The organism is Curtobacterium sp. SP.BCp, assembly GCF_051903255.1.
Lineage (GTDB): Bacteria > Actinomycetota > Actinomycetes > Actinomycetales > Microbacteriaceae > Curtobacterium.
On sequence record NZ_CP194338.1, the window covers coordinates 803964 to 824380 of the forward strand.

The 20417-nt window shown below is 72.7% G+C and carries 19 protein-coding genes; 15 read left to right on the forward strand and 4 right to left on the reverse strand.

The genetic code is table 11. The annotated features are described in order from the left end of the window. Positions 1-40: 40 nt before the first annotated feature. Positions 41-1960 carry an ABC transporter ATP-binding protein gene (locus tag ACRQ4C_RS04110; RefSeq protein WP_290132645.1) on the reverse strand — a complete coding sequence of 640 codons (1920 nt, stop codon included), beginning with the start codon at positions 1958-1960 and terminating at the stop codon, positions 41-43. Continuing rightward, positions 1957-2601: an AAA family ATPase gene (locus tag ACRQ4C_RS04115; RefSeq protein WP_439690230.1), complete on the reverse strand. Its 645-nt coding sequence runs from the start codon at positions 2599-2601 to the stop codon at positions 1957-1959. The genes ACRQ4C_RS04110 and ACRQ4C_RS04115 overlap by 4 nt, the downstream gene beginning before the upstream one ends. A gap of 210 nt (positions 2602-2811) precedes the next feature. Between ACRQ4C_RS04115 and ACRQ4C_RS04120 the strand changes: the two genes are divergently transcribed. From ACRQ4C_RS04120 to ACRQ4C_RS04135, 4 genes are read left to right on the forward strand one after another with little or no spacing between them, the layout of a single operon-like run. Next, on the forward strand, positions 2812-3021 hold the full coding sequence (locus ACRQ4C_RS04120; protein WP_290132643.1) for a hypothetical protein: 210 nt from the start codon (positions 2812-2814) through the stop codon (positions 3019-3021). 5 nt (positions 3022-3026) lie between these two features. Beyond that, on the forward strand, positions 3027-3188 hold the full coding sequence (locus tag ACRQ4C_RS04125) for a hypothetical protein (protein WP_290132642.1): 162 nt from the start codon (positions 3027-3029) through the stop codon (positions 3186-3188). Positions 3189-3200: 12 nt separating this feature from the next. After that, entirely contained in the window at positions 3201-3797 is a 597-nt protein-coding gene (locus ACRQ4C_RS04130; protein WP_290132641.1) for a TetR/AcrR family transcriptional regulator, read from the forward strand. A 16-nt stretch (positions 3798-3813) separates the two neighbouring features. Next, on the forward strand, positions 3814-4587 hold the full coding sequence (locus ACRQ4C_RS04135) for a sulfite exporter TauE/SafE family protein (RefSeq protein WP_439690231.1): 774 nt from the start codon (positions 3814-3816) through the stop codon (positions 4585-4587). A 60-nt stretch (positions 4588-4647) separates the two neighbouring features. Here ACRQ4C_RS04135 and ACRQ4C_RS04140 read toward each other — a convergent pair whose 3' ends face one another. Both ACRQ4C_RS04140 and xylA read right to left on the reverse strand, forming a co-directional pair. After that, positions 4648-6117 (reverse strand): FGGY family carbohydrate kinase, encoded by a 1470-nt coding sequence (locus ACRQ4C_RS04140; protein WP_439690232.1) that lies wholly within the window; start codon positions 6115-6117, stop codon positions 4648-4650. Further along, positions 6114-7304 (reverse strand): xylose isomerase, encoded by a 1191-nt coding sequence (xylA, locus tag ACRQ4C_RS04145; RefSeq protein ID WP_439690233.1) that lies wholly within the window; start codon positions 7302-7304, stop codon positions 6114-6116. Before xylA ends, ACRQ4C_RS04140 begins: the two co-directional genes overlap by 4 nt. A 96-nt stretch (positions 7305-7400) precedes the next feature. On the opposite strand from xylA, the gene ACRQ4C_RS04150 reads away from it, so the two are divergent. The 11 genes from ACRQ4C_RS04150 to ACRQ4C_RS04200 all read left to right on the forward strand — a co-directional run bounded on the left by ACRQ4C_RS04150 (position 7401) and on the right by ACRQ4C_RS04200 (position 20413). Continuing rightward, positions 7401-8594, forward strand: coding sequence for a Gfo/Idh/MocA family protein (locus tag ACRQ4C_RS04150; protein WP_439690234.1), 1194 nt, complete (start codon positions 7401-7403; stop codon positions 8592-8594). Next, a complete protein-coding gene (locus ACRQ4C_RS04155; protein WP_439690235.1) occupies positions 8595-9293 on the forward strand; it encodes a ThuA domain-containing protein in 699 nt (232 codons plus the stop codon). Continuing rightward, a complete protein-coding gene (locus ACRQ4C_RS04160; RefSeq protein ID WP_439690236.1) occupies positions 9278-10390 on the forward strand; it encodes a Gfo/Idh/MocA family protein in 1113 nt (370 codons plus the stop codon). Before ACRQ4C_RS04155 ends, ACRQ4C_RS04160 begins: the two co-directional genes overlap by 16 nt. A 31-nt stretch (positions 10391-10421) precedes the next feature. Beyond that, positions 10422-11471, forward strand: a complete 1050-nt coding sequence (locus ACRQ4C_RS04165; RefSeq protein ID WP_439690237.1) for a sugar phosphate isomerase/epimerase family protein — start codon at positions 10422-10424, stop codon at positions 11469-11471. Positions 11472-11634: 163 nt separating this feature from the next. Then, complete coding sequence (locus tag ACRQ4C_RS04170) at positions 11635-12921, forward strand: ROK family transcriptional regulator (RefSeq protein ID WP_439690238.1); 1287 nt, start codon at positions 11635-11637, stop codon at positions 12919-12921. Continuing rightward, a complete protein-coding gene (locus ACRQ4C_RS04175) occupies positions 12918-13961 on the forward strand; it encodes an NAD(P)-dependent alcohol dehydrogenase (protein WP_439690239.1) in 1044 nt (347 codons plus the stop codon). Before ACRQ4C_RS04170 ends, ACRQ4C_RS04175 begins: the two co-directional genes overlap by 4 nt. A gap of 26 nt (positions 13962-13987) precedes the next feature. Further along, on the forward strand, positions 13988-15427 hold the full coding sequence (locus ACRQ4C_RS04180) for a glycosyltransferase family 39 protein (protein ID WP_290132631.1): 1440 nt from the start codon (positions 13988-13990) through the stop codon (positions 15425-15427). A gap of 206 nt (positions 15428-15633) precedes the next feature. Beyond that, positions 15634-17007 (forward strand): MFS transporter, encoded by a 1374-nt coding sequence (locus tag ACRQ4C_RS04185; protein ID WP_439690240.1) that lies wholly within the window; start codon positions 15634-15636, stop codon positions 17005-17007. Between the two features lie 141 nt (positions 17008-17148). Continuing rightward, a complete protein-coding gene (gene glmU, locus ACRQ4C_RS04190; RefSeq protein ID WP_290132629.1) occupies positions 17149-18582 on the forward strand; it encodes a bifunctional UDP-N-acetylglucosamine diphosphorylase/glucosamine-1-phosphate N-acetyltransferase GlmU in 1434 nt (477 codons plus the stop codon). A 54-nt stretch (positions 18583-18636) separates the two neighbouring features. Continuing rightward, positions 18637-19614, forward strand: a complete 978-nt coding sequence (locus tag ACRQ4C_RS04195) for a ribose-phosphate diphosphokinase (RefSeq protein ID WP_290132628.1) — start codon at positions 18637-18639, stop codon at positions 19612-19614. 16 nt (positions 19615-19630) lie between these two features. After that, entirely contained in the window at positions 19631-20413 is a 783-nt protein-coding gene (locus ACRQ4C_RS04200) for a putative protein N(5)-glutamine methyltransferase (protein WP_290132627.1), read from the forward strand. The last annotated feature ends 4 nt before the right edge of the window (positions 20414-20417 follow it).

The following is a 20417-nucleotide window of genomic DNA, read 5'->3' on the forward strand; positions in this document are numbered from 1 at the left end:
ATCGGCCCGGCTGAGCGGTCACGGGCCTCCCGGTCGGCGGTCACGGCCGCTGCGTGGCCCCGCTCCCGCTGAACGCCTGCTCGTCGGGCGCCACGTCCTTCTGCACCGCGAACTGGGTGCGGTGCAGTTCCTCGTAGCGGCCGCCGACGGCGAGGAGCTCCTCGTGCGTCCCCCGTTCGACGATCGTGCCGTCCTCGACGACGAGGATCTGGTCGGCGCTCCGGATGGTGGAGAGCCGGTGCGCGATGACGAGCGCCGTCCGGGCCTCGAGTGCTTCGCCGAGCGCTGCTTGCACCGCCGCCTCGGACGTCGAGTCGAGAGCGGCGGTGGCCTCGTCGAGGATCACGACCCGGGGTTGCGCGAGCAGGAGCCGGGCGATGGTCATCCGCTGGCGCTCGCCGCCGGAGAGCCGGTACCCGCGCTCACCGACCATGGTGTCGAGCTGGTCCGGCAGCGACCGGACGAGCGGCTCGAGGCGGGCACGACGGACGGCGTCCCAGACCTCGTCGTCGGTCGCGTCCGGTCGTGCGAGGCGGAGGTTCGACCCGATCGTCTCGTGGAACAGGTGACCGTCCTGCGTGACCATGCCCATGGTGGACCGCAGGGACGCGAACGACACGTCGCGGACGTCCGCACCCGCCAGACGGACCGCGCCGGAGTCGACGTCGTAGAGGCGCGACAGCAACTGCGCGATCGTGGACTTCCCGGCACCCGACGTGCCGACGAGCGCGACGGTCTGCCCCGGCTCGATCCGGAAGGAGACGCCGTGCAGCACCTCGTCGCCGCCGCGCGTGTCGAGCGTCGAGACCTCCTCCAGCGAGGCGAGGGAGACCTTGTCCGCCGACGGGTAGGCGAACCGCACGTCGTCGAACTCCACCGCGACCGGTCCGTCCGGCACGGCGACCGCATCGGGCTTCTCCTGGATGAGCGGCACGATGTCGAGCACCTCGAACACACGCTCGAAGCTCACCACTGCGCTCATGATCTCGACCCGGGCGTTCGCGAGACTCGTCAGCGGCACGTAGAGACGGGTGAGGAGGAGTGCCAGCGTCACGACGTCACCCGTGTTGAGCTGCCCGCCGAGCGCCAGTGCCCCGCCGAGGCCGTACACGAGCGCGAGCGCGAGCGCGGCGACGAGCGTCAGCGCCGTGACGAACACGAACTGCAGCATCGCGGTGCGGACCCCGATGTCGCGGACGCGTGCGGCACGGACCCGGAACTCCTCGGACTCCTCGTCCGGACGCCCGAACAGCTTCACGAGCGTGGCGCCCGGCGCCGAGAAGCGCTCCGTCATCTGGGTGCTCATCGCCGAGTTGTGGTCGGCGGCCTCGCGGCGGAGCGCGGCCAGGCGGGTGCCCATGCGCCGCGCCGGGACGAGGAACAGCGGCAGCATGACCACCGCGATGACCGTGACGAGCCACGAGGTGCTGAGCATCACGATCAGCGTCAGCACGAGCGCCACGAGGTTCGTGACGACGCCGGACAGCGTGCCGCTGAAGGCCTGCTGGGCGCCGATGACGTCGTTGTTGAGGCGGCTGACGAGCGCACCGGTCCGGGTGCGGGTGAAGAACGCGATCGGCATCTTCTGGACGTGGTCGAACACGGCCGTGCGGAGGTCGAGGATCACGCCCTCACCGATCCGTGCCGAGTACCAGCGGGTCAGGAGCGAGGCACCGGCGTCGGCGACGGCGACGAGGGCGATCACGACGGCGAGCCGGACGATCGTGCCGACCTCGCCGCGAGCTGCGATGACGTCGACCACCTGCCCGGCGAGCACCGGTGTCGCGACCGCGAGGAACGCCCCCACGACCGACAGGGCGATGAAGACGACGAGCTTCCACCGGTACGGCACCGCGAACGTCATGATCCGCCGCAGTGAGGCGCGGGAGAGCCCGTGCTTCCCGTCCTTCGCGGTGGAGATCTTGTACAGCGAGCTCCAGGCGGCGCCTTCCATGCTCATGGTCGTTCCTCCCTCGACCGGCGCTCCGTCCGGGCAGCACCGGGGTCCGGGCAAGGATACGGCTCGGCACCGACGTCGCCGGCCGGATCGAGTCGTCCACGGCGGCCCGCGACGGCCCCCTCGACGACGTCGTGCACCGTCCGCTCGACGGACTGCTCCGCGGTGTCGATCCACCAACCGCGGTCACCGAACCCGGAGCGCATCGAGCGCCGAAGCCCCTCGTGGTCGTCGAAGTCGAAACGGTCCGCCGCAGGCCGCTGGGCGTTCCTCGCGCGACAGACCGCTCCACCGGGGTCGAGCACCACCAACGACACCGGTACCGCGGGCAGGTGTCCCAGCAGCCGGTCAAGGTGGTCGGCGTCCGGCACGACGCAGTCGATCACCGTCGAGAACCCGGCCCGAGCGAAGTTCGCGCTCAGTGCGCCGACGTTGCGGTGGCAGAGGTCCACCTGACGAGCGGCCTCGTCGGCCGGTTCGCCCAGCGCCCAGACCGCACCGGACACCAGCATCGCCTGCAGGTCGTCCGCCGCGACGCGTGCAGCGTGGTGCAGTGCGCCGGCGAGTCCCCGGCTGACGGTCGACTTCCCCGAACCCGGCGAGCCGGTGACGATCCAGATGCTCGCAGCCGTGTCGACGCCCATGCCTCGAGTGTGCACCGGTCGACCGGCACCCGAGGCGGACCTGCGACGCTGGATGTCCAGGGAACGGCACCGCAGCCCGCCCGGACATCCACCTTTCGACGACGTCGTCCGGACCGCGTGCGTGACGATCGATGCGTTCGTACCGTCATGGTCGAGAGAGCCCACGGAACAGCCGGGGCCGACCACCGAGGAAGACCCGAGGAACCCGTCGTGACCACGATCGCCGACACCGACCTGCTGGTCGGACCGAAGAGCGCACACCAGTCCGTGTCCTTCTCCGGACGTCACCACCGGAGCCCGTTCAGCGAGGTCCGTGCAGCGCGCCGACAGCGCGTGCTCGCCGTGGTCGCGGTCTGCACGGGGATCGTGTCGGTGTCGGTCGCGGCGTCGGCCGCCGTCGTCCTCGGACTGGGAGCGTGAACCGCATGCCCGCACCGTCGCTCGAGGAACTCCGCCGCGATCCGCGCGAGTGGCACCGTCGGGGTCTGACGCACCCCGCGGTGTTGCGTGCCATGGTGGTGGCACGGGTGAACGGCCACGACGGTCCCGTGCAGGAACCGTCGTACGCCGACTTCTTCGCCGGCTGACCCGAAGGAATGATGACCTCCCCGACCCTGACCCCCGCGCGGAGCGCGACCGACGCGCAACGCGCCGTCGTCGACGCCGCCGATGCCCTGTACGCCGAGCACGGCATCGCGTCCGTGTCGACGGGGGACGTCGCTCGACGAGCCGGCATCGACGCTGCGGCCGTGACCGATGCCTTCCCGACGCAGCACGACCTCGTCGTGGCCGTGCTCCAGCGGTGGCACGCGACCTGGACCACCGCACTGGACCGGATCGCCGACGAGTCGGAGGACCCACGCGACGAGGTCCTCGCGGTGTTCGACCACCTCGAACGCTGCTTCGCCGCGGAGGACTGGCACGGGTGCGCGTTCATCAACCTGCACGCCGAGCTCGGCCGGCAGGACCCCGAGATCGCCGAACTCGCGCGTGCGCACGTCGTCCAGGTCGAGCAGCACCTGACGCAGGTGTGCTCCCGCGCCGGGCTCCCCGCGCACGTCGCGCAGACGATCGTGCTGCTGGTCGAGGGTGCACGGGTCGACTCGGCCGTGCAGCGGTCCCCGCAGGCGGCCCGCACCGCACGACTCGGAGCCGCGATGCTCATGGCCGTCTACGGGACCGAGCAGTCCGCCTGACCGCTTGCTCGCCGACGTGTCAGCATGGAGCGTGCTGACGGTCTCGGTCCTCGTCGTCGCCGGCGTCGTGGCCGGCATCATCGGCACGGCCGGCGGCATCACGTCGCTCGTGGCGTACCCGGCGCTCCTGGCGGTCGGACTCCCGCCGTTCGCCGCGAACGTCACGAACTCCGTGGCCCTGCTCGGCAGCGGCGCGAGTTCTGCGTTCCGCGCGCGGGAACAGCTCCGCGACCACCCCACCACGATCCGGCGCTGGCTTCCCCTGACCGTCGGCGCCTCGACGGCCGGCGCCGTGCTGCTCGTCGTCACCCCGGCGCACCTCTTCGACCGGATCGTCCCGTTCCTGGTGCTCGCGGGCGGCGCCCTGCTCCTGCTCCAGCCCGTCCTCGACCGACGCCGCCGCCGCGCGCCGACCGGAGCAGCAGCCCCGACCGGGACCGGAGCCGCCGTGCCGAGCATCGCCGGGGTCGGCCTCTACAACGGGTACTTCGGAGCCGGTGCGGGCGTGCTGATGATCGCCGTGCTGCTCCTCACGGGCGAGCCGAGCCTGCCCCGGGCGAACGCGGCGAAGAACGTCCTCCTGGTGGCGGCCGACCTCGTCCCCGCCGTGGTGTTCGCCGTGTCCGGGCACGTCGTGTGGCCCGCGGCGCTGGCACTCGGGGCGGGCGCGGTCGTCGGCGGCCTGATCGGACCGACGGTCGCGGGGCGCGTGCCGCACGGGGTGCTGCGCATCGCGATCGCGGGTTGCTCGGTCGCGCTCGCCGTGTACCTGTTCGTCACCGTCGGCTGACCAGGGGACGACCACCGCCCCGCCCCGGCGGACCGGGGCGGGGCGGTCGGTGCAGGACCGTCAGGCAGCCGCCGAGCGGTACCGCTCGAGGACCTCGGGGTGCGGGTCCGCCGCGATCGTCGTCGTCGCGATGCTCCACGACGGCAGGGAGCCCGTGAGCACCCACGCCGCCTGCCGGGCAGCACCGGCGGCGACGTACTCGCCCGGCTCCGGCAGTTCGACGTCGCGGCCGAACACCTGCGCCGCGACGACGCGGACGGCCTCGTTCCGTGCGGCACCGCCGATGAGGAGCAGACGGGACACCTCGACCCCGGTGCCCTCGACGGCGGCCAGACCGTCGGCGAGGGCGCAGAGCATCCCCTCGACCGCGGCGCGGGCGAGGTGCGCCCGGTCCGTGGTCGCCGGGGTCATGCCGAGCAGGGACGCGGTCGCGTCCGGTCGGTTCGGGGTGCGCTCGCCGACGAAGTACGGCACCAGGACGAGTCCGTCGGCACCGGCGGGCGCCTGCAGCGCCAGCTCGCCGAGGGCGTCGTGGTCGACGCCGAGGAGACCGCCGACCACCTCGAGCACGCGGGCCGCGTTGAGCGTCGTGACGATCGGGAGGCGCGACCCGGTCCCGTCGGCGAAGCCCGCCACGGTCCCGCTCGGGTCCGTCACCTCGGTGTCGGTCACGCCGAAGACGGTGCCGCTCGTGCCGAGGGACACCGCGACGTCACCAGGGCCCAGCCCGAGGCCGAGCGCTGCCCCGGCGTTGTCGCCGAGTCCCGCGCCGACGACCAGCCCCGCCCGTGCGACCGAGCCGCCCGGCAGCTCGACGTCGCCGTCGAGCGCGCCCATCGCCTCGTCCGGCGCGACCACCCGCGGCACCACGACGGCCTCCGCAGCGCCGCCGGCACCAGCGGCGACCCGCAGACCACGGCCGAGCGCGGCCTCGAACAGCTCCCCGTCGTACTCGCGGCGCACCGGGTCCCAGTAGGCCGTGCCGCTGGCGTCCGAGCCGTCGGTCGCGAGCGCGTCGAGGTCGGGGCCGAGCGGGCTCTCGTCCGCCGGTCCGTACCCGCGCAGCCGCCACGACAGCCAGTCGTGGGGGAGTGCGACGGCCGCGACGCGCGCCGCGTTCTCCGGCTCCGCCTCGCGGAGCCACCGCAGCTTCGTGCCGGTGAACGAGGCCACCGGGACCAGCCCCGAGCGGGCGACCCATGCCTCCCGGCCGAGTTCGCCGACCATCTGCGCGGCCGCGTCCGCACTGCGCACGTCGTTCCAGAGGAGCGCGTCGCGCACCACGCGACCGTCCGCGTCGAGCGCCACCATGCCGTGCTGCTGCCCCGCGACCGCGACGGACGCGACGTCGTCGAACCCGCCGGCGTCCGCGATCGCGGCGCCGAGCGCGTCCCACCAGTGGCGGGGGTCGACGGACGTGCCGTCCGGGTGGGCCGCTCGGCCCTCCCGGACGACCGCGCCGGTGTCGGCGTCGCGGATCGTGACCTTGCAGGACTGGGTCGATGAGTCGACCCCGGCGACGAGGGTCACCGAGCGCCCATGAGGTGCTCGATCGCGAGCTGCTGGAGGCGCACGAAGCCGAAGCCCTTGCCGCCGAAGTAGGCGTCGGCGTCGAAGTCCTCGAAGGCGGAGCGGTCGGCGAGGAAGTCGTCGTACGACTCGCCGCTGTTCAGCGTCGGGGTGCTCAGCTCGTCGACCTTCGCGGCGGACAGGGCCTCCTGGACCTCGGGGTCGGCGCGGAACGCCTGCGCACGCTCCTTGAGGAGGAGGTACATGCGCATGTTCGCCTTCGCCGAGTCCCAGACGCCCGTGATGTCCTCGGTGCGCGACGGCTTGTAGTCGAAGTGGCGGGGACCGTCGTAGGCCTGGCCGCCCTGCGGTGCGCCGTGCTCGAGCAGGTCGACGAGCGAGAACGCGTTCTGCAGGTCGCCGTGGCCGAACACGAGGTCCTGGTCGTACTTGATGCCGCGCTGCCCGTTGAGGTCGATGTGGAAGAGCTTGCCCTGGTAGAGCGCCTGGGCGATGCCGGCCGTGAAGTTCAGCCCGGCCATCTGCTCGTGGCCGACCTCGGGGTTGATGCCGAAGAGCTCGGGACGCTCGAGCGTCTCGGTGAAGGCGATCGCGTGGCCGAGGGTCGGCAGCAGGATGTCGCCGCGGGGCTCGTTCGGCTTCGGCTCGATCGCGAAGCGGATGTCGTAGCCCTTGTCGGTGACGTACTGGGCGAGGAGGTTGACGGCCTCGCGGTAGCGCTCGAGCGCCGCCTGGACGTCCTTCGCGGAGTCGTACTCGGAGCCCTCGCGGCCGCCCCACATGACGAACGTCTTCGCGCCGAGCTCGGCGGCGAGGTCGATGTTGCGGAGCACCTTGCGGAGCGCGAACCGTCGGACCTGACGGTCGTTCGAGGTGAAGCCGCCGTCCTTGAACACCGGGGCCGAGAACAGGTTCGTCGTGACCATCGGCACGATGATCCCGGTCGACTCGAGGGCGCCCTTGAGTCGGTCGATCTGCGCCTGACGCTCGGCGTCGGTCGACCCGAACGCGAACAGGTCGTCGTCGTGGAAGGTCAGGCCGTAGGCGCCGATCTCGTCGAGCTTCTCGACCGCCTCGACCACGTCGAGCGCGGGACGGGTCGGGCCGCCGAACGGGTCGGAGCCGTTGTAGCCGATGGTCCAGAGACCGAAGGAGAACTTGTCGTCACGGGTGGGCGTCGTTGCCATGGTGGATCACCGTTCGTCGTCGAAACAAAATGTTGCCGCGCCCAACATAAGCGGTAGTGTTGACTCTGGCAAGCGTGATCGCAAAGGAGCGAACGAATGGCATCGGACCGACAGGCGCAGGATCGACTGCGTGTGGCGATGGTGGGCCACGGCTTCATGGGAGCCGCCCACTCGCAGGGGTGGCGGACCGCCCCCAGGTTCTTCGACCTCGGGGTCGAACCGGAGATGGCGGTGATCGTCGGCCGTGACCCGGAGCGGACCGAGGCGGCCCGACGGCAGTACGGTTGGCAGTCCGCGTCGACCGACTGGCGCGCTGCCGTCACGGACCCGGACATCGACGTGGTGGACATCTGCTCGCCCGGCTCGTCGCACGTCGAGGTGGCCGTCGCCGCGCTCGAGGCCGGCAAGCACGTGCTCTGCGAGAAGCCCCTCGCGAACTCGGTCGCCGAGGCCGAGGCGATGACCGCGGCCGCCGCCGCTGCGCGGGCGTCGGGCGTCCGCTCGATGGTCGGCTTCAGCTACCGTCGGGTGCCCGCGATCGCGTTCGCGAAGCGGCTGGTGGAGGCCGGGAGGCTCGGCACCGTCCGACAGGTCCGCGCGCTCTACCTGCAGGACTGGTTGGCAGATCCCGACGGCCCGATGACCTGGCGACTCGACAAGTCGCTCGCGGGCTCCGGCTCGCTCGGCGACATCGGCGCGCACGCGATCGACCTCGTGGAGCACGTCACGGGGGCGTCGCTCGCCACGGTCTCGGGCACGCTCGAGACCTTCGTGACCGAGCGGCCGCTCATGGCGGAGGGCGTCGGGCTGTCCGGCACCGCCTCCGAGGAGCGTGGCCAGGTGACGGTCGATGACGCCGCGTTCTTCACCGCACGGCTCGCGGGCGGCGCTGCCGACGGTGCGATCGGCACGTTCGAGGCCACGCGGTACGCGACCGGCCGGAAGAACGGCCTCACGCTGGAGATCAGCGGGTCGGCCGGCGCGATCCAGTTCGACCTCGAGTCGATGAACGAGCTGCGCTTCTACGACGCCACCGCCCCGGCGGGCGAGCAGGGCTTCCAACGGATCATCGTGACCGAGCCCGAGCACCCCTACATGGCGGCGTGGTGGCCGACCGGGCACCTCATCGGGTACGAGCACACCTTCAGCCACGAGGTGAAGGACTTCGTGCAGGCGATCGTGGCGGGCGAGGACCCGTCCCCGTCGTTCGAGGAAGGGCTGCACGTGCAGCGGGTCCTCGATGCGGTCGAGCGCAGCGCGGCCGACGGCAGCGCCTGGACGGTGATCTGAATGGCGGACACCAGGAAGGCCCTCGTCGTCCGCGGCGGGTGGGAGGGCCACATGCCGGTCGAGACCACCGACCTGTTCGTCCCGTTCCTCCGGGACAACGGCTTCGACGTCCGTGTCGAGGACGGCACCGCGGTGTACGCCGACGAGTCCGTGATGGGCTCCGTCGACCTCGTCGTGCAGGTCGTGACGATGTCGACCATCGCCGACGACGAGTTCGCCGGACTCCAGCAGGCGGTCCTCGGCGGTGCGGGCCTCGCGGGGTGGCACGGCGGGATCGCGGACGCGTTCCGGAACACCGCCGACTACCTGCACATGGTCGGCGGGCAGTTCGCGCACCACGCGGCGAAGCCACCGGCGGAGCGCACCGGCGAGCAGTCCGACAACTACATCCCCTACACGGTGCACATCACCGAGGCGGGGCACGAGCACCCGATCACGCAGGGCATCGAGGACTTCGACCTCGTGACCGAGCAGTACTGGGTGCTCTCCGACGAGTACAACGACGTGCTGGCGACGACCACGCAGGAGGCCCGGGACTTCGACGCCTGGAACCGCCCGGTCACCGCGCCCGCGATCTGGACCCGGCAGTGGGGGCAGGGGCGCGTGTTCGTCTCGGCTCCCGGGCACCGGCTCGAGGTCGTCGAGTCGCAGCCGCTCCGCACCATCATCGAGAGGGGACTCCTGTGGGCAGCCCGGTGAACGACCGACCGTTGCGGGTGGGGGTCGTCGGCGTCGGCGTCATCAGCCAGCAGTACTTCGAGCACTTCCCGGCGCTGCCCGGGCTCGAGCTCACCGCCGTCGCGGACATCGACGTCGCTCGGGCGCAGTCGGTCGGCGAGGCCCAGGGCGTCCGGGGGTCCTCGGTCGACGACCTCCTCGCCGCGGACGACGTCGACGTCGTGCTCAACCTGACGATCCCCGCCGCGCACGCCGAGGTCGCCACGCGGGCGCTGGAGTCCGGCAAGCACGTGTACGGCGAGAAGCCGCTCGCGATGTCCACCGCCGAGGCGCAGCCCGTGCTCGACCTCGCCCGACGCGCAGGCCTGCGGGTCGGCAGCGCACCGGACACCGTGCTCGGCACCGGGATCCAGACCGCCCGCGCGGCGCTCGACGACGGGCTGATCGGCACGCCGGTCGGCGCCGCGGTGTCGTGGTCCGCCCCCGGACACGAGCTCTGGCACCCGGCGCCCGCGTTCTACTACCAGCCCGGCGGCGGCCCGCTGCTCGACATGGGGCCGTACTACCTCACGAGTCTCGTGCAGTTCTTCGGCCCGGTGGTCCGCGTGAGCGGCGCCTCCACACGGTCGGACCGCGAGCGCACGATCGCGACCGGACCCGCTGCGGGCACCCCGCTCCGGGTCGACATCGACACGCACGTCGTCGCGGTCCTGGAACACGCGGACGGGGTCGTCTCCACGGTCACGGTGTCGTTCGAGGTCTGGGCCACGAGGGCCCCGCTGTTCGAGGTGTACGGCACGTCCGGCACCCTCGGCGTGCCGGACCCGAACCGGTTCTCCGACCCGGTGTCCATCGCGACCGCCGAGGACCGCGAGTGGCGCGAGCTGCCCGTGACCGCCGGCTACGCGGACGCCGGGCGGGGCTACGGGCTCGCCGACATGGCGCACGCGACCGCGACCGACCGGCCGCACCGGGCGAGCGGCGACCTCGCGTTCCACGTGCTCGAGGTGATGGAGGCCGTCGCGACCGCCGCCCGCGAGCACACCGTGGTCGAGGTGCGCTCGCACGTCGACCGCCCCGACACGGTGCCCGCGGGCGCCACCCCAGGGTCCTGGTGACCCGCTCGACAGGCGAGGAAGGACGACGACGATGACGACGACGGACGGAACCGACGAGACGGGGACGACCCGCGCCTCCAGGCCGGTCACCCTGTTCACCGGCCAGTGGGCCGACCTGCCCTTCGAGGAGGTGGCGCGCCTCGCCGGCGAGTGGGGCTACGACGGACTGGAGATCGCCTGCTGGGGTGACCACCTCGACGTCCGGCGCGCAGCGACGGACCCGGACTACGTGGCGGACCGCAAGGCGATTCTGGAGCGCAACGGCCTCCAGGTCTGGACGATCGCGAACCACCTGGTCGGGCAGGCCGTCTGCGACGACCCGATCGACCAGCGGCACCAGGACATCGTGCCGGAGCACGTGTGGGGCGACGGCGACCCCGAGGGTGTCCGGCAGCGGGCCGCCGAGGAGCTGCAGTGGACGGCCCGTGCCGCCGCTGCCCTCGGTGTCCGCACGGTCACCGGGTTCTCGGGCTCGTCGATCTGGAAGACCGTCGCCGGGTTCCCGCCCGTGCCGCCGGGCATGATCGACGCCGGCTACCAGGACTTCCACGACCGCTGGTCGCCGATCCTCGACGTGTTCGAGGAGGTCGGCGTGCGGTTCGCCCTCGAGGTGCACCCGTCCGAGATCGCCTACGACTACTGGACGGCTCGTCGGACCCTCGACGTCTTCGCGGACCGGCCGGCGTTCGGGTTCAACTTCGACCCGTCGCACTTCGTGTGGCAGGACCTCGACCCCGCCGCGTTCCTGCTCGACTTCGCCGACCGGGTGTACCACGTGCACTGCAAGGAGTCGGTGAAGCAGCTCGACGGGCGCAACGGACGCCTGTCGTCGCACCTGCCGTGGGGCGACCCCCGGCGCGGCTGGGACTTCGTCACCGCCGGCCACGGGGACGTGCCGTGGGAGCGAGTGTTCCGCGTGCTGAACCACATCGGGTACGACGGGCCGACCAGCGTCGAGTGGGAGGACGCCGGCATGGACCGGCTCGTCGGCGGCCCCGAGGCGCTCGCGTTCGTGCGGCAGCTCGGGACGATCGCCCCGCCGGACGCCGCGTTCGACGCCGCGTTCTCGCGCTCGCGCTGAGCGGCGCGCGCGTCGCGCCGCGGCCCGCCGCGGCCGCGCCGCGCCGGCGCCGCCCAGCCCGAGACTCGGCCGGGCGGACAGTTTCGCGGTCTCGGTGCCGCGAAACCGTCCGCTGAGCCGAGACTCGGTACCGCTCACCACCCACCACCACGAAGGAGGACCGATGGCACCGCAGACCGCGCCCGGCAACGCCGCGCGCGTCCTCCGACTCGTGCACGAGGAGGGCCCGATCAGCCGCGCCGAACTCACCCGGCGCACGGGGCTGAACCGCTCGACGACCCTCGCGCTCGTCGGCGAGCTCGTCGATCTCGGCCTCGTGCACGAGGAGGCCCCGCCCGCCGGTCTCCGCGGCACCGGGGTCGGTCGACCGAGTCCGGTCGTGCGGGCCTCGGCGGACGTCGTGGCCGCGGCGGCCGTGGTGGAGATCGACGCCGTCACGGTCGCACTCGTCGGCCTCGACGGCTCCGTCCGCCACCACCGCACCGCCCCGCAGGACCGCCCGCCGACCGGGGCGGAGGCCGTCGACACGATCGCGGCGCTGCTCGAGGAACTGACGGCCGGAGCGGGCGGGCGCGCGGCCGGAGCGGGCGCCCGCGTGCCCACGGTCCGCGTCGTCGGCATCGGTGTCGCCGTCCCGGGCACCGTCCGGGTCGAGGACGGCACCGTCCAGTACGCTCCGCACCTCGGCTGGCGCGACGAACCCGTCGCCGGACCCCTGGCCACCCGCACCGGCCTCCCGGTGGCCGTCGCGAACGACGCCAACCTGGGCGCGTGGGCGGAACGACTCGCCGGGAGCGGTCGCGGCGTCGACGACCTCGTGTACCTCAACGGTGGCGCGAGCGGCATCGGTGGCGGCGTCATCGCCGCCGCCCGACCCCTGAGCGGCGCCGACGGGTACGCCGGCGAGCTCGGCCACACCTTCGTCGCGGCCAACGGCATCCGCTGCCACTGCGGCGCGGTCGGGTGCCTCGAGACCGAGGCCTCCCGCGAGGCCCTCACGACCGCGGCCGGCACGGCACCGGACGACCTCCGTGGCCTCGCCGCGGCGCTCGCCGAGGGCCGACCGGAGCTCGAGGCCGTCGTCGACCGCCAGGTGTCCGCGCTCGCGACCGCCCTGCGCAACGCGATCCACACCGTCAACCCCGAGGTCGTCGTGCTCGGCGGGTTCCTCGGAGTGCTCCTCGCGCACGTCGGCGACCGGATCCTCGACGCCGTCCGGGCGCAGTCGATGCCCGGCACCGCCGATCGGCTCCGCATCGTCCCCGCGGCCCTCGGTGACGACGTCCTGACCCGCGGCGCGGCCGAGGTCGGCTTCCGGGACCTCCTGCGCGACCCGGCCGCGGTGGCGCGGACCGGCACGGCCGCCGTCCCGGGAACCAGCCCCACCCCCAGCACGCACGACCCCCGGACCGACCGCGTCGCCGCGGTCGAGGAAGCGAGACCCGCATGACCACGCAGCTCCCGGAGCACCAGCGCACGAGCGTGCTCCTCGGCACCCAGGACCTCACCGTCGAGGAGCGCCCCGTCCCGACACCAGAGCCCGGCGACGTGCTCGTCCGTGTCGCGGCGGTCGGCGTCTGCGGCTCGGACGTCCACTACTACCGACACGGACGCATCGGCGACTTCGTGGTCGAGGAGCCCCTCGTCCTCGGTCACGAGCTGTCCGGCACGATCGTCGCCGTGGGCGAGGGCGTCGACGCCTCCCGCGTCGGCGAGCGCGTCGCGGTCGAACCGCAGCGGCCGTGCCACCGGTGCGCGCAGTGCCTCGCCGGCCGGTACAACCTCTGCCCGCACATGCGGTTCTACGCGACGCCGCCGGTCGACGGCGCCTTCACCGAGTACGTCACGATCGAGTCGGTGTTCGCGCACACCCTGCCCGACGCGGTCTCGTTCGAGGCCGGTGCGCTCCTGGAGCCCCTGTCGGTCGGGATCGCGGCGGCCCGCAAGGCCGGCATCGTCCCCGGGTCGTCGGTGCTGATCGCCGGTGCCGGTCCGATCGGTGTGATCTGCGCCCAGGTCGCCCGGGCCTTCGGAGCGACACGGATCGTCGTGAGCGACCTCGTCGCGGAGCGTCGGGAGCGCGCGCTGTCGTTCGGCGCGACGGAGGTCCTCGACCCGACCGCGGTCGACGTCACGGCCGACATCGTGCCCGTCGACGCCTTCATCGACGCGAGCGGTGCCCCGCGCGCGGTCTCCGACGGCATCAAGGCGGTCGGACCAGCCGGTGCCGCGGTCCTCGTCGGGCTGGGCAACTCCGAGATGACGCTGCCCGTCGAGCACATCCAGAACCTCGAGGTCACCGTGACGGGGATCTTCCGGTACACGAACACGTGGCCGGTCGCGATCGGGCTGGTGGCGACCGGGCAGGTCGACCTCGATGCGCTCGTCACCGGGCGTTACGGCCTCGACGACGTCCGCGAGGCGCTGGAGAGCGACACCGACCCGGCGTCGCTCAAGTCGGTCGTGCACCCGGGCGGCGTCCCCGCCTGAACACCGCGCTCGGCTAGGTTCGTCTGGTGCCGTCCCGAGTCCTCGCCCTCGCCGACGACGTCCGCGTCCGCATCGGCGCCCTCGTCGTCGTCGGCCTGTGGGCGCTCTTCCAGTGCCTGTGGAACCTCGGCGGCCCGAACGTCACGGGCGACGAGGACATCTACGTCCGCGCCGGCTGGCAGTACGTGCACGGTGACTTCACCGGCAACCGCGAGCACCCGCCGACCGCCAAGTACCTCTTCGGGCTGGCGCAGTTCGTCGCCGGGCAGGGGCCGACCGGACCGCGGGTCCTCGTCGGCCTGCTGACCCTCGCGGTCGGCGTCGTGCTGTTCGTCTGGCTCCGCCGTGAGGTCGGTTGGTGGGGCGGCCTGCTCGCGGCGGCACTGTGGTGGCTCACCCCGCGCGGCGGCGCCGGGCCCCGCGTCGACCGGCTGGCGCTCCTCGACCCGGTGATGACGGCGTTCGCGGTGTTCGCGATCGTCGCCGCCTGGTGGTGGATCCGCAGCGAGCGGGCCTGGTGGGCGGCGCCGGTGTCCGGCGTGCTCATGGCCGTCTCGGTCACGTCGAAGGTGTCGACGGTGGTCCTGCTGCCCGCGTTCCTGCTGCTGCCGTTCCTGTTCCGTGCCGTCCGGAAGGGACTCGTCGGCGGGGCGCTCTGGGCCGCGGCGTTCGCGATCACGTTCGTGGCGCTCTACGTGCCGATGGGCATCCGGTCCGCGATCACCTACATGGTGACCTTCCAGGAGGGCCAGAACACCAACGGGCACCCCATCACCATCGACGGGAAGATCTACACCTTCGCGCCGTGGTGGGCGAGCCTGCAGTTCATGGCGAACGGCACCGGGAAGGTCCTGCTGCTCGTGATCGTCGTCGGGGTCCTCGCCGCCTTGATCGTCCGGTTCGATCGACTCGTGGCGTACATCGGCGTCGCGTTCCTGCTCATCGCCGGGTTCTACGTCGTCGTCGCGAAGATCGCACTCCCCACGTACTACACGGCCTGGATGCCCTTCCTCCTGGTGCTCGCCGCGATCGGTCTCGCGCGCCTCGCAACCGTCCCGCCGCGGTGGCTGACGGTGCCCGTGGTCCTCGTGCTCGTCGTCGCCCTCGTGGTGCCGTCGGTCCGGCTCAGCCAGGCGGTGGTCCGTGCGCACCCGACCGGGATCGCCCTGCTGCCCGGGTACCTCGACCGCGAGGGCGTGCCGGACGGGCCGATCCTCTTCGTCGCCGCGACGCCGACGCTCTTCCGCCCGTACGTCGGGGACCTCGGCTCGAACCGCCTCGACCGCGGGCCGTACGTCGCGATCGTGGTCGGCAACGACCAGCGGTTGCCCGCGCCCGGCGCCGTGACGCGGCTCCTCCGCGAGGACCGCTCGGCCTTCACGACGACGTCGCTCGACGGGCTCCGGGTGTACGTGCCGAAGGACGGCCGCGTGCGGGAGTCCGGCGGGTCGCTCTCCGTCGGCTGAGACGGGGTCGCGCGGACCGCGCGTGCGTCCGGCGGGCCGGCGGTCGGCGTCGCGCCCCGCGCCCGGCGCGACCCGGTGACGGCCTGGAGGCGCGTGGCGGCGCCGCCACGCGCCTCCAGGCCGTCCCTCCGCACCAGCCGGGCGACCGGCGGTGCCCCCTCGTCGGGGACCACCCGCGCGACACCGGGACGCGCTACGGTTCGGCCATGACCGTGTCGCCCACCGCCGTGCCACCGCAGCGCACCGATCGCCGCGCGCTCGTCTCGTGGGCGCTCTGGGACTGGGGGTCCGCGGCGTTCAACGCGGTCGTGACCACCTTCGTCTTCAGCACGTACCTCGCGAGCCGGGCGTTCGTCGACCCGGCGCTGGTGGCCGACACCTCGGCTGCCGGGAAGGCAGCCGTGGAGCGCGAGCTCGCGCACAACGCGGCCGTGGTCTCGACGACGCTCGCGATCGCCGGGCTCGTCGTCGCCCTCGTCGCGCCCGCGGTCGGCCGGCTCGCGGACAGCACCGGACACCGTCGACGGTCCGTCCTCATCGCGACGATCGGGATCGCGCTGTCCATCGGCGGCATGGTGTTCGTCGCCCCGAGCCAGCCGTACCTGTACCTCGGCGCTGCACTGCTCGGCATCGGCACCGTCGCGTACGAGATCGCCAGCGTCGGTTACAACGCGATGCTCGGACAGGTCGCACCCGCGGACCGCACGGGTCGGGTGTCGGCGATCGGCTGGGCCGCGGGCTACTTCGGTGGCATCGTGCTCCTCGTCGTCCTGCTCGTCCTCTGCATCCAGGACTTCGGACGCGGCGACGTCGCGGGGCTCCTGCAGCTGCCGGCCACCGTAGCCACCGGGCAGTGGGACGTCCGCGTCGCGATCGGCATCGCCGCCGTGTGGCTCGCCGTGAGCTCGGTACCGCTCTTCCTCGTCGTGCCCGAGGCCGCCGCCGACCGGTCCCGCGGCGGCAACGTCTTCGCCGCGTACCGGGACCTCGCACGCGACGTCGCGCGGCTGTGGCGGGAGCGCCGCAACGTCCTCGGGTTCCTCGTCGCGAGCGCCGTGTTCCGGGACGGCGTCGGCGCGGTGTTCACCTTCGGCGGGATCATCGCCGCGCAGGTGTTCGGTTTCACGCCGTCGCGGGTGATCCTGTTCGCGATCGCCGCCAACGTCGTCGCGGGGGTCGCGACGTACGCCTCCGGTCGGCTCGACGACCGGTTCGGCTCCCGGGCGCTCATCATGGTCTCGCTCGTCGGCCTCGCGCTCTGCGGGCTCGGGGTGCTCGCCGCCGGCACCTCGTCCGCGCTGTTCTGGGTGCTCGGCCTCACCCTGGCGCTCTTCGTCGGGCCGGTGCAGGCGTCCTCCAGGGCCTACCTCGCGCGGCTCGCGACCCCGGGCCGCGAGGGCGAGCTCTTCGGGCTGTACGCCACCACCGGGCGCGCGGCGACGTTCCTCGCCCCGACGCTGTTCGCGCTCGCGGTGACGATCGGGGGATCGACGCGGTACGGGATCCTCGGCATCGTGGTGGTGCTCGTCGCGGGGCTCGTGTGCATGGCGTTCGTGCGTGCGGAGCCCGCCGGCCGCTGATCGCGTGGTGCGGTACCGCCGGCCGTTGATCGCGTGGTGCGGTACCGCCGGCCGTTGATCGCGTGGTGCGGCACCGCGCACGGTTCGCTCGACACAGCGGTCCGGGCCACCCGCCGAGCCGACGTGCGCCAGGATGGGGGCATGACCGACCAGCGCATCGCCGTCGTCGTCCTCGCCGCAGGCCAGGGCACCCGCATGAAGTCCGCCACGCCGAAGGTGCTGCACCGCCTCGCCGGACTGCCGCTCATCGCGCACGTGCTCCGCACCGCGTCGTCGCTCGAGCCCGAGCACGTCGCCGTCGTGGTCCGTCACGAGCGGGACCGCGTCGCCGCCGAGGTCGTCGAGCGTGCGCCGGGCGCCCTCGTGGTCGACCAGGACGACGTCCCCGGCACCGGCCGCGCCGTGGAGGTCGCGGTGCAGGCGCTCCCCGACGACTTCGACGGTGCCGTCGTGGTGCTCTCGGGCGACGTGCCGCTGCTCGACGCCGTGTCCCTCCGGTCCCTCGTCGACGCCCACGTCGGCGGCGGCAACGGCGCCACCTTCGTGAGCGCGATCGCCCCGGACCCCACCGGACTCGGCCGCATCGTCCGCGACGCCGACGGCGCGTTCGTCGGGGTCGTCGAGCACAAGGACGCGACGGCCGAGCAGCTGACGATCACCGAGGCGAACGCGGGCATCTACGCGTTCGACGTCACCCACCTCCGCGCGGTCCTGCCCGCGCTCACCACGGCGAACGCGCAGGGCGAGAAGTACATCACCGACGCGCCCGCGCTCATCGGCGAGCGGGGCGGGCGCATCGACGTCGTCACGCTCACCGACCCGTGGCTCGTCGCCGGCATCAACGACCGCGCGCAGCTGTCCGACGCCGCCCGCGAGCTGAACGCCCGGATCGTCCGTCGTCACCAGGTCGCCGGTGTCACCGTGCAGGACCCGGCGACGACGTGGATCGACCTCGACGTCACGATCGAGCCGGACGCCGAGGTCCTGCCGGGCACGCAGCTCGTGGGGGCCACCGCCGTCGCGTCCGGAGCCGTCGTCGGACCGGACACCACGCTCCGTGACACCGAGGTCGGCGCGGGCGCGACCGTGAACCGGGTCGACGCGACCCTCGCCGTGATCGGTGCGGGAGCCTCCGTCGGACCGTTCGCGTACCTGCGTCCGGGGACGATCCTCGGCGACCAGGGCAAGATCGGCACCTTCGTCGAGACGAAGAACGCGGTCATCGGCCGGGGCAGCAAGGTCCCGCACCTGTCGTACATCGGCGACGCCGAGGTGGGCGAGGACTCGAACATCGGCGCGAACACGATCACCGCGAACTACGACGGCGTCGCGAAGCACCGGACCGAGGTCGGGTCGAACGTCCGCACCGGGTCGCACAACGTGTTCGTCGCCCCGGTTAGGATTGGTGACGGAGCGTACACCGGCGCCGGGACCACCGTCCGCAAGGACGTCCCTGCCGGGTCGCTGGCGATCAGCTACGCCCCACAGCGCAACACCGACGGCTGGGTCGAGGAACACCGACCCGGAACGCCGGCGGCCGAGGCGGCTCGGCGCGCGCGCGGCGAACAGATCTGACGGCCTCCGGGTCGATCGACACGGCCCCTCGGGGTCAGGGAGTGAGCACGGCACTTGTCCGGAATCAAAGCCACTGGTCAGAAGCGACTCGTCCTCGTCTCGGGCCGGGCACACCCCACGCTGTCGGCGGAGATCGCGGAGGAGCTCGGTGTCGACCTCGTCCCGACCGACGCTCGCACGTTCGCGAACGGTGAGCTCTACGCGCGGTTCGACGAGTCGGTGCGCGGCTGCGACGCGTTCGTGATCCAGTCGCACACGGCGCCGATCAACGAGTGGCTCATGGAGCAGCTCATCATCGTCGACGCCCTGAAGCGTGCCTCCGCGAAGCGCATCACCGTCGTCGCGCCGTTCTACCCGTACGCCCGTCAGGACAAGAAGGGCCGTGGTCGCGAGCCGATCTCGGCCCGACTCGTCGCGGACCTCTTCAAGGCCGCGGGCGCGCACCGGATCATGAGCGTCGACCTGCACGCCGCGCAGATCCAGGGCTTCTTCGACGGCCCGGTCGACCACCTCTTCGCGATGCCCGTGCTGCTCGAGCGCTTCCAGGAGATCCTCGACCCGTCGACGCTCACCGTCGTGTCGCCGGACATGGGCCGCGTGCGGGTGGCCGACATCTGGTCGGAGAAGCTCGGCGCACCGCTGGCGATCATCCACAAGCGTCGCGACCCGCTGGTGCCGAACCAGGTGTCCGTGCACGAGATCGTCGGCGACGTGAAGGGGCGCGTCTGCCTGCTCGTCGACGACCTCATCGACACGGGCCGCACGATCGCCAAGGCCGCCGAGGCGCTCAAGGCGAACGGTGCCACCGGTGTCGTCGTCGCCGCGACGCACGCCGTGTTCTCCGACCCGGCCACCGAACTCCTGCAGAGCGAGTTCATCGACCGGGTCGTCGTCACCGACACGCTCCCGCTGCCGGAGGAGAAGCGCTGGGACCGCCTCGAGGTCCTGCCGATCGCCCCGCTCATCGCCCGCGCCATCCACGAGGTCTTCGACGACGGCTCCGTGACGTCGATGTTCGACGGCGCGGCCTGACCTGCACCGCACTCCGGTGAGTTCGGCAGCCCGGGACGCCCTCGCTGCCCGCCTCCGCGGCGGCGGCAGCGTCTACGCGGAGGACGAAGCAGATCTGCTCCTCGCCGCCGGGGACGGTGACCCCGTCCGGCTCCGCGGTCTCGTGCAGCGGCGGCTCGGCGGCGAACCGCTCGAGTACGTCCTCGGGTGGGCGGCGTTCGACGGGCACCGTGTGCGCGTGACGAGCGGCGTGTTCGTGCCCCGTGCCCGGACCGCCGTCGTCGTGGCCGAGGCGGCTCGACGACTGCACCGGTACGACCGCGTCGTCGACCTCTGCTGCGGGGCGGGTGCGATCGCCGTCGCACTGCTCGGGCGGGTCGGTGCGCTCGACCTCGTGGCGTCCGACATCGACCCGGACGCGGTCGACGTGGCGGCGGAGAACATCGGCGATCGCGGCATCGTCGTCGCGGGGGACCTGTTCGACGCCCTGCCCGAGCGTCTCCGCGGAACCGTCGACGTCATCGCCGTCAATGCGCCGTACGTGCCGACCGACGCCGTCGCGACGATGCCGACCGAGGCTCGCGACCACGAGCACCGGGTGGCCCTCGACGGCGGTCCGGACGGGCTCGATCTCCACCGACGGATCGCCGCGGGTGCGGGAGCGTGGCTCCGACCGGGCGGTGCCGTCGTCATCGAGGTGTCGGAGTCGCAGGCATCCGCGTCTGCGCGGACGTTCGACGCCAACGGGTTCGCGGCCGAGGTCGTCCACGACGACACGGTCGACGGGACGTGTGTGGTCGCGACGCTGCGGCAGGACTGAGGCG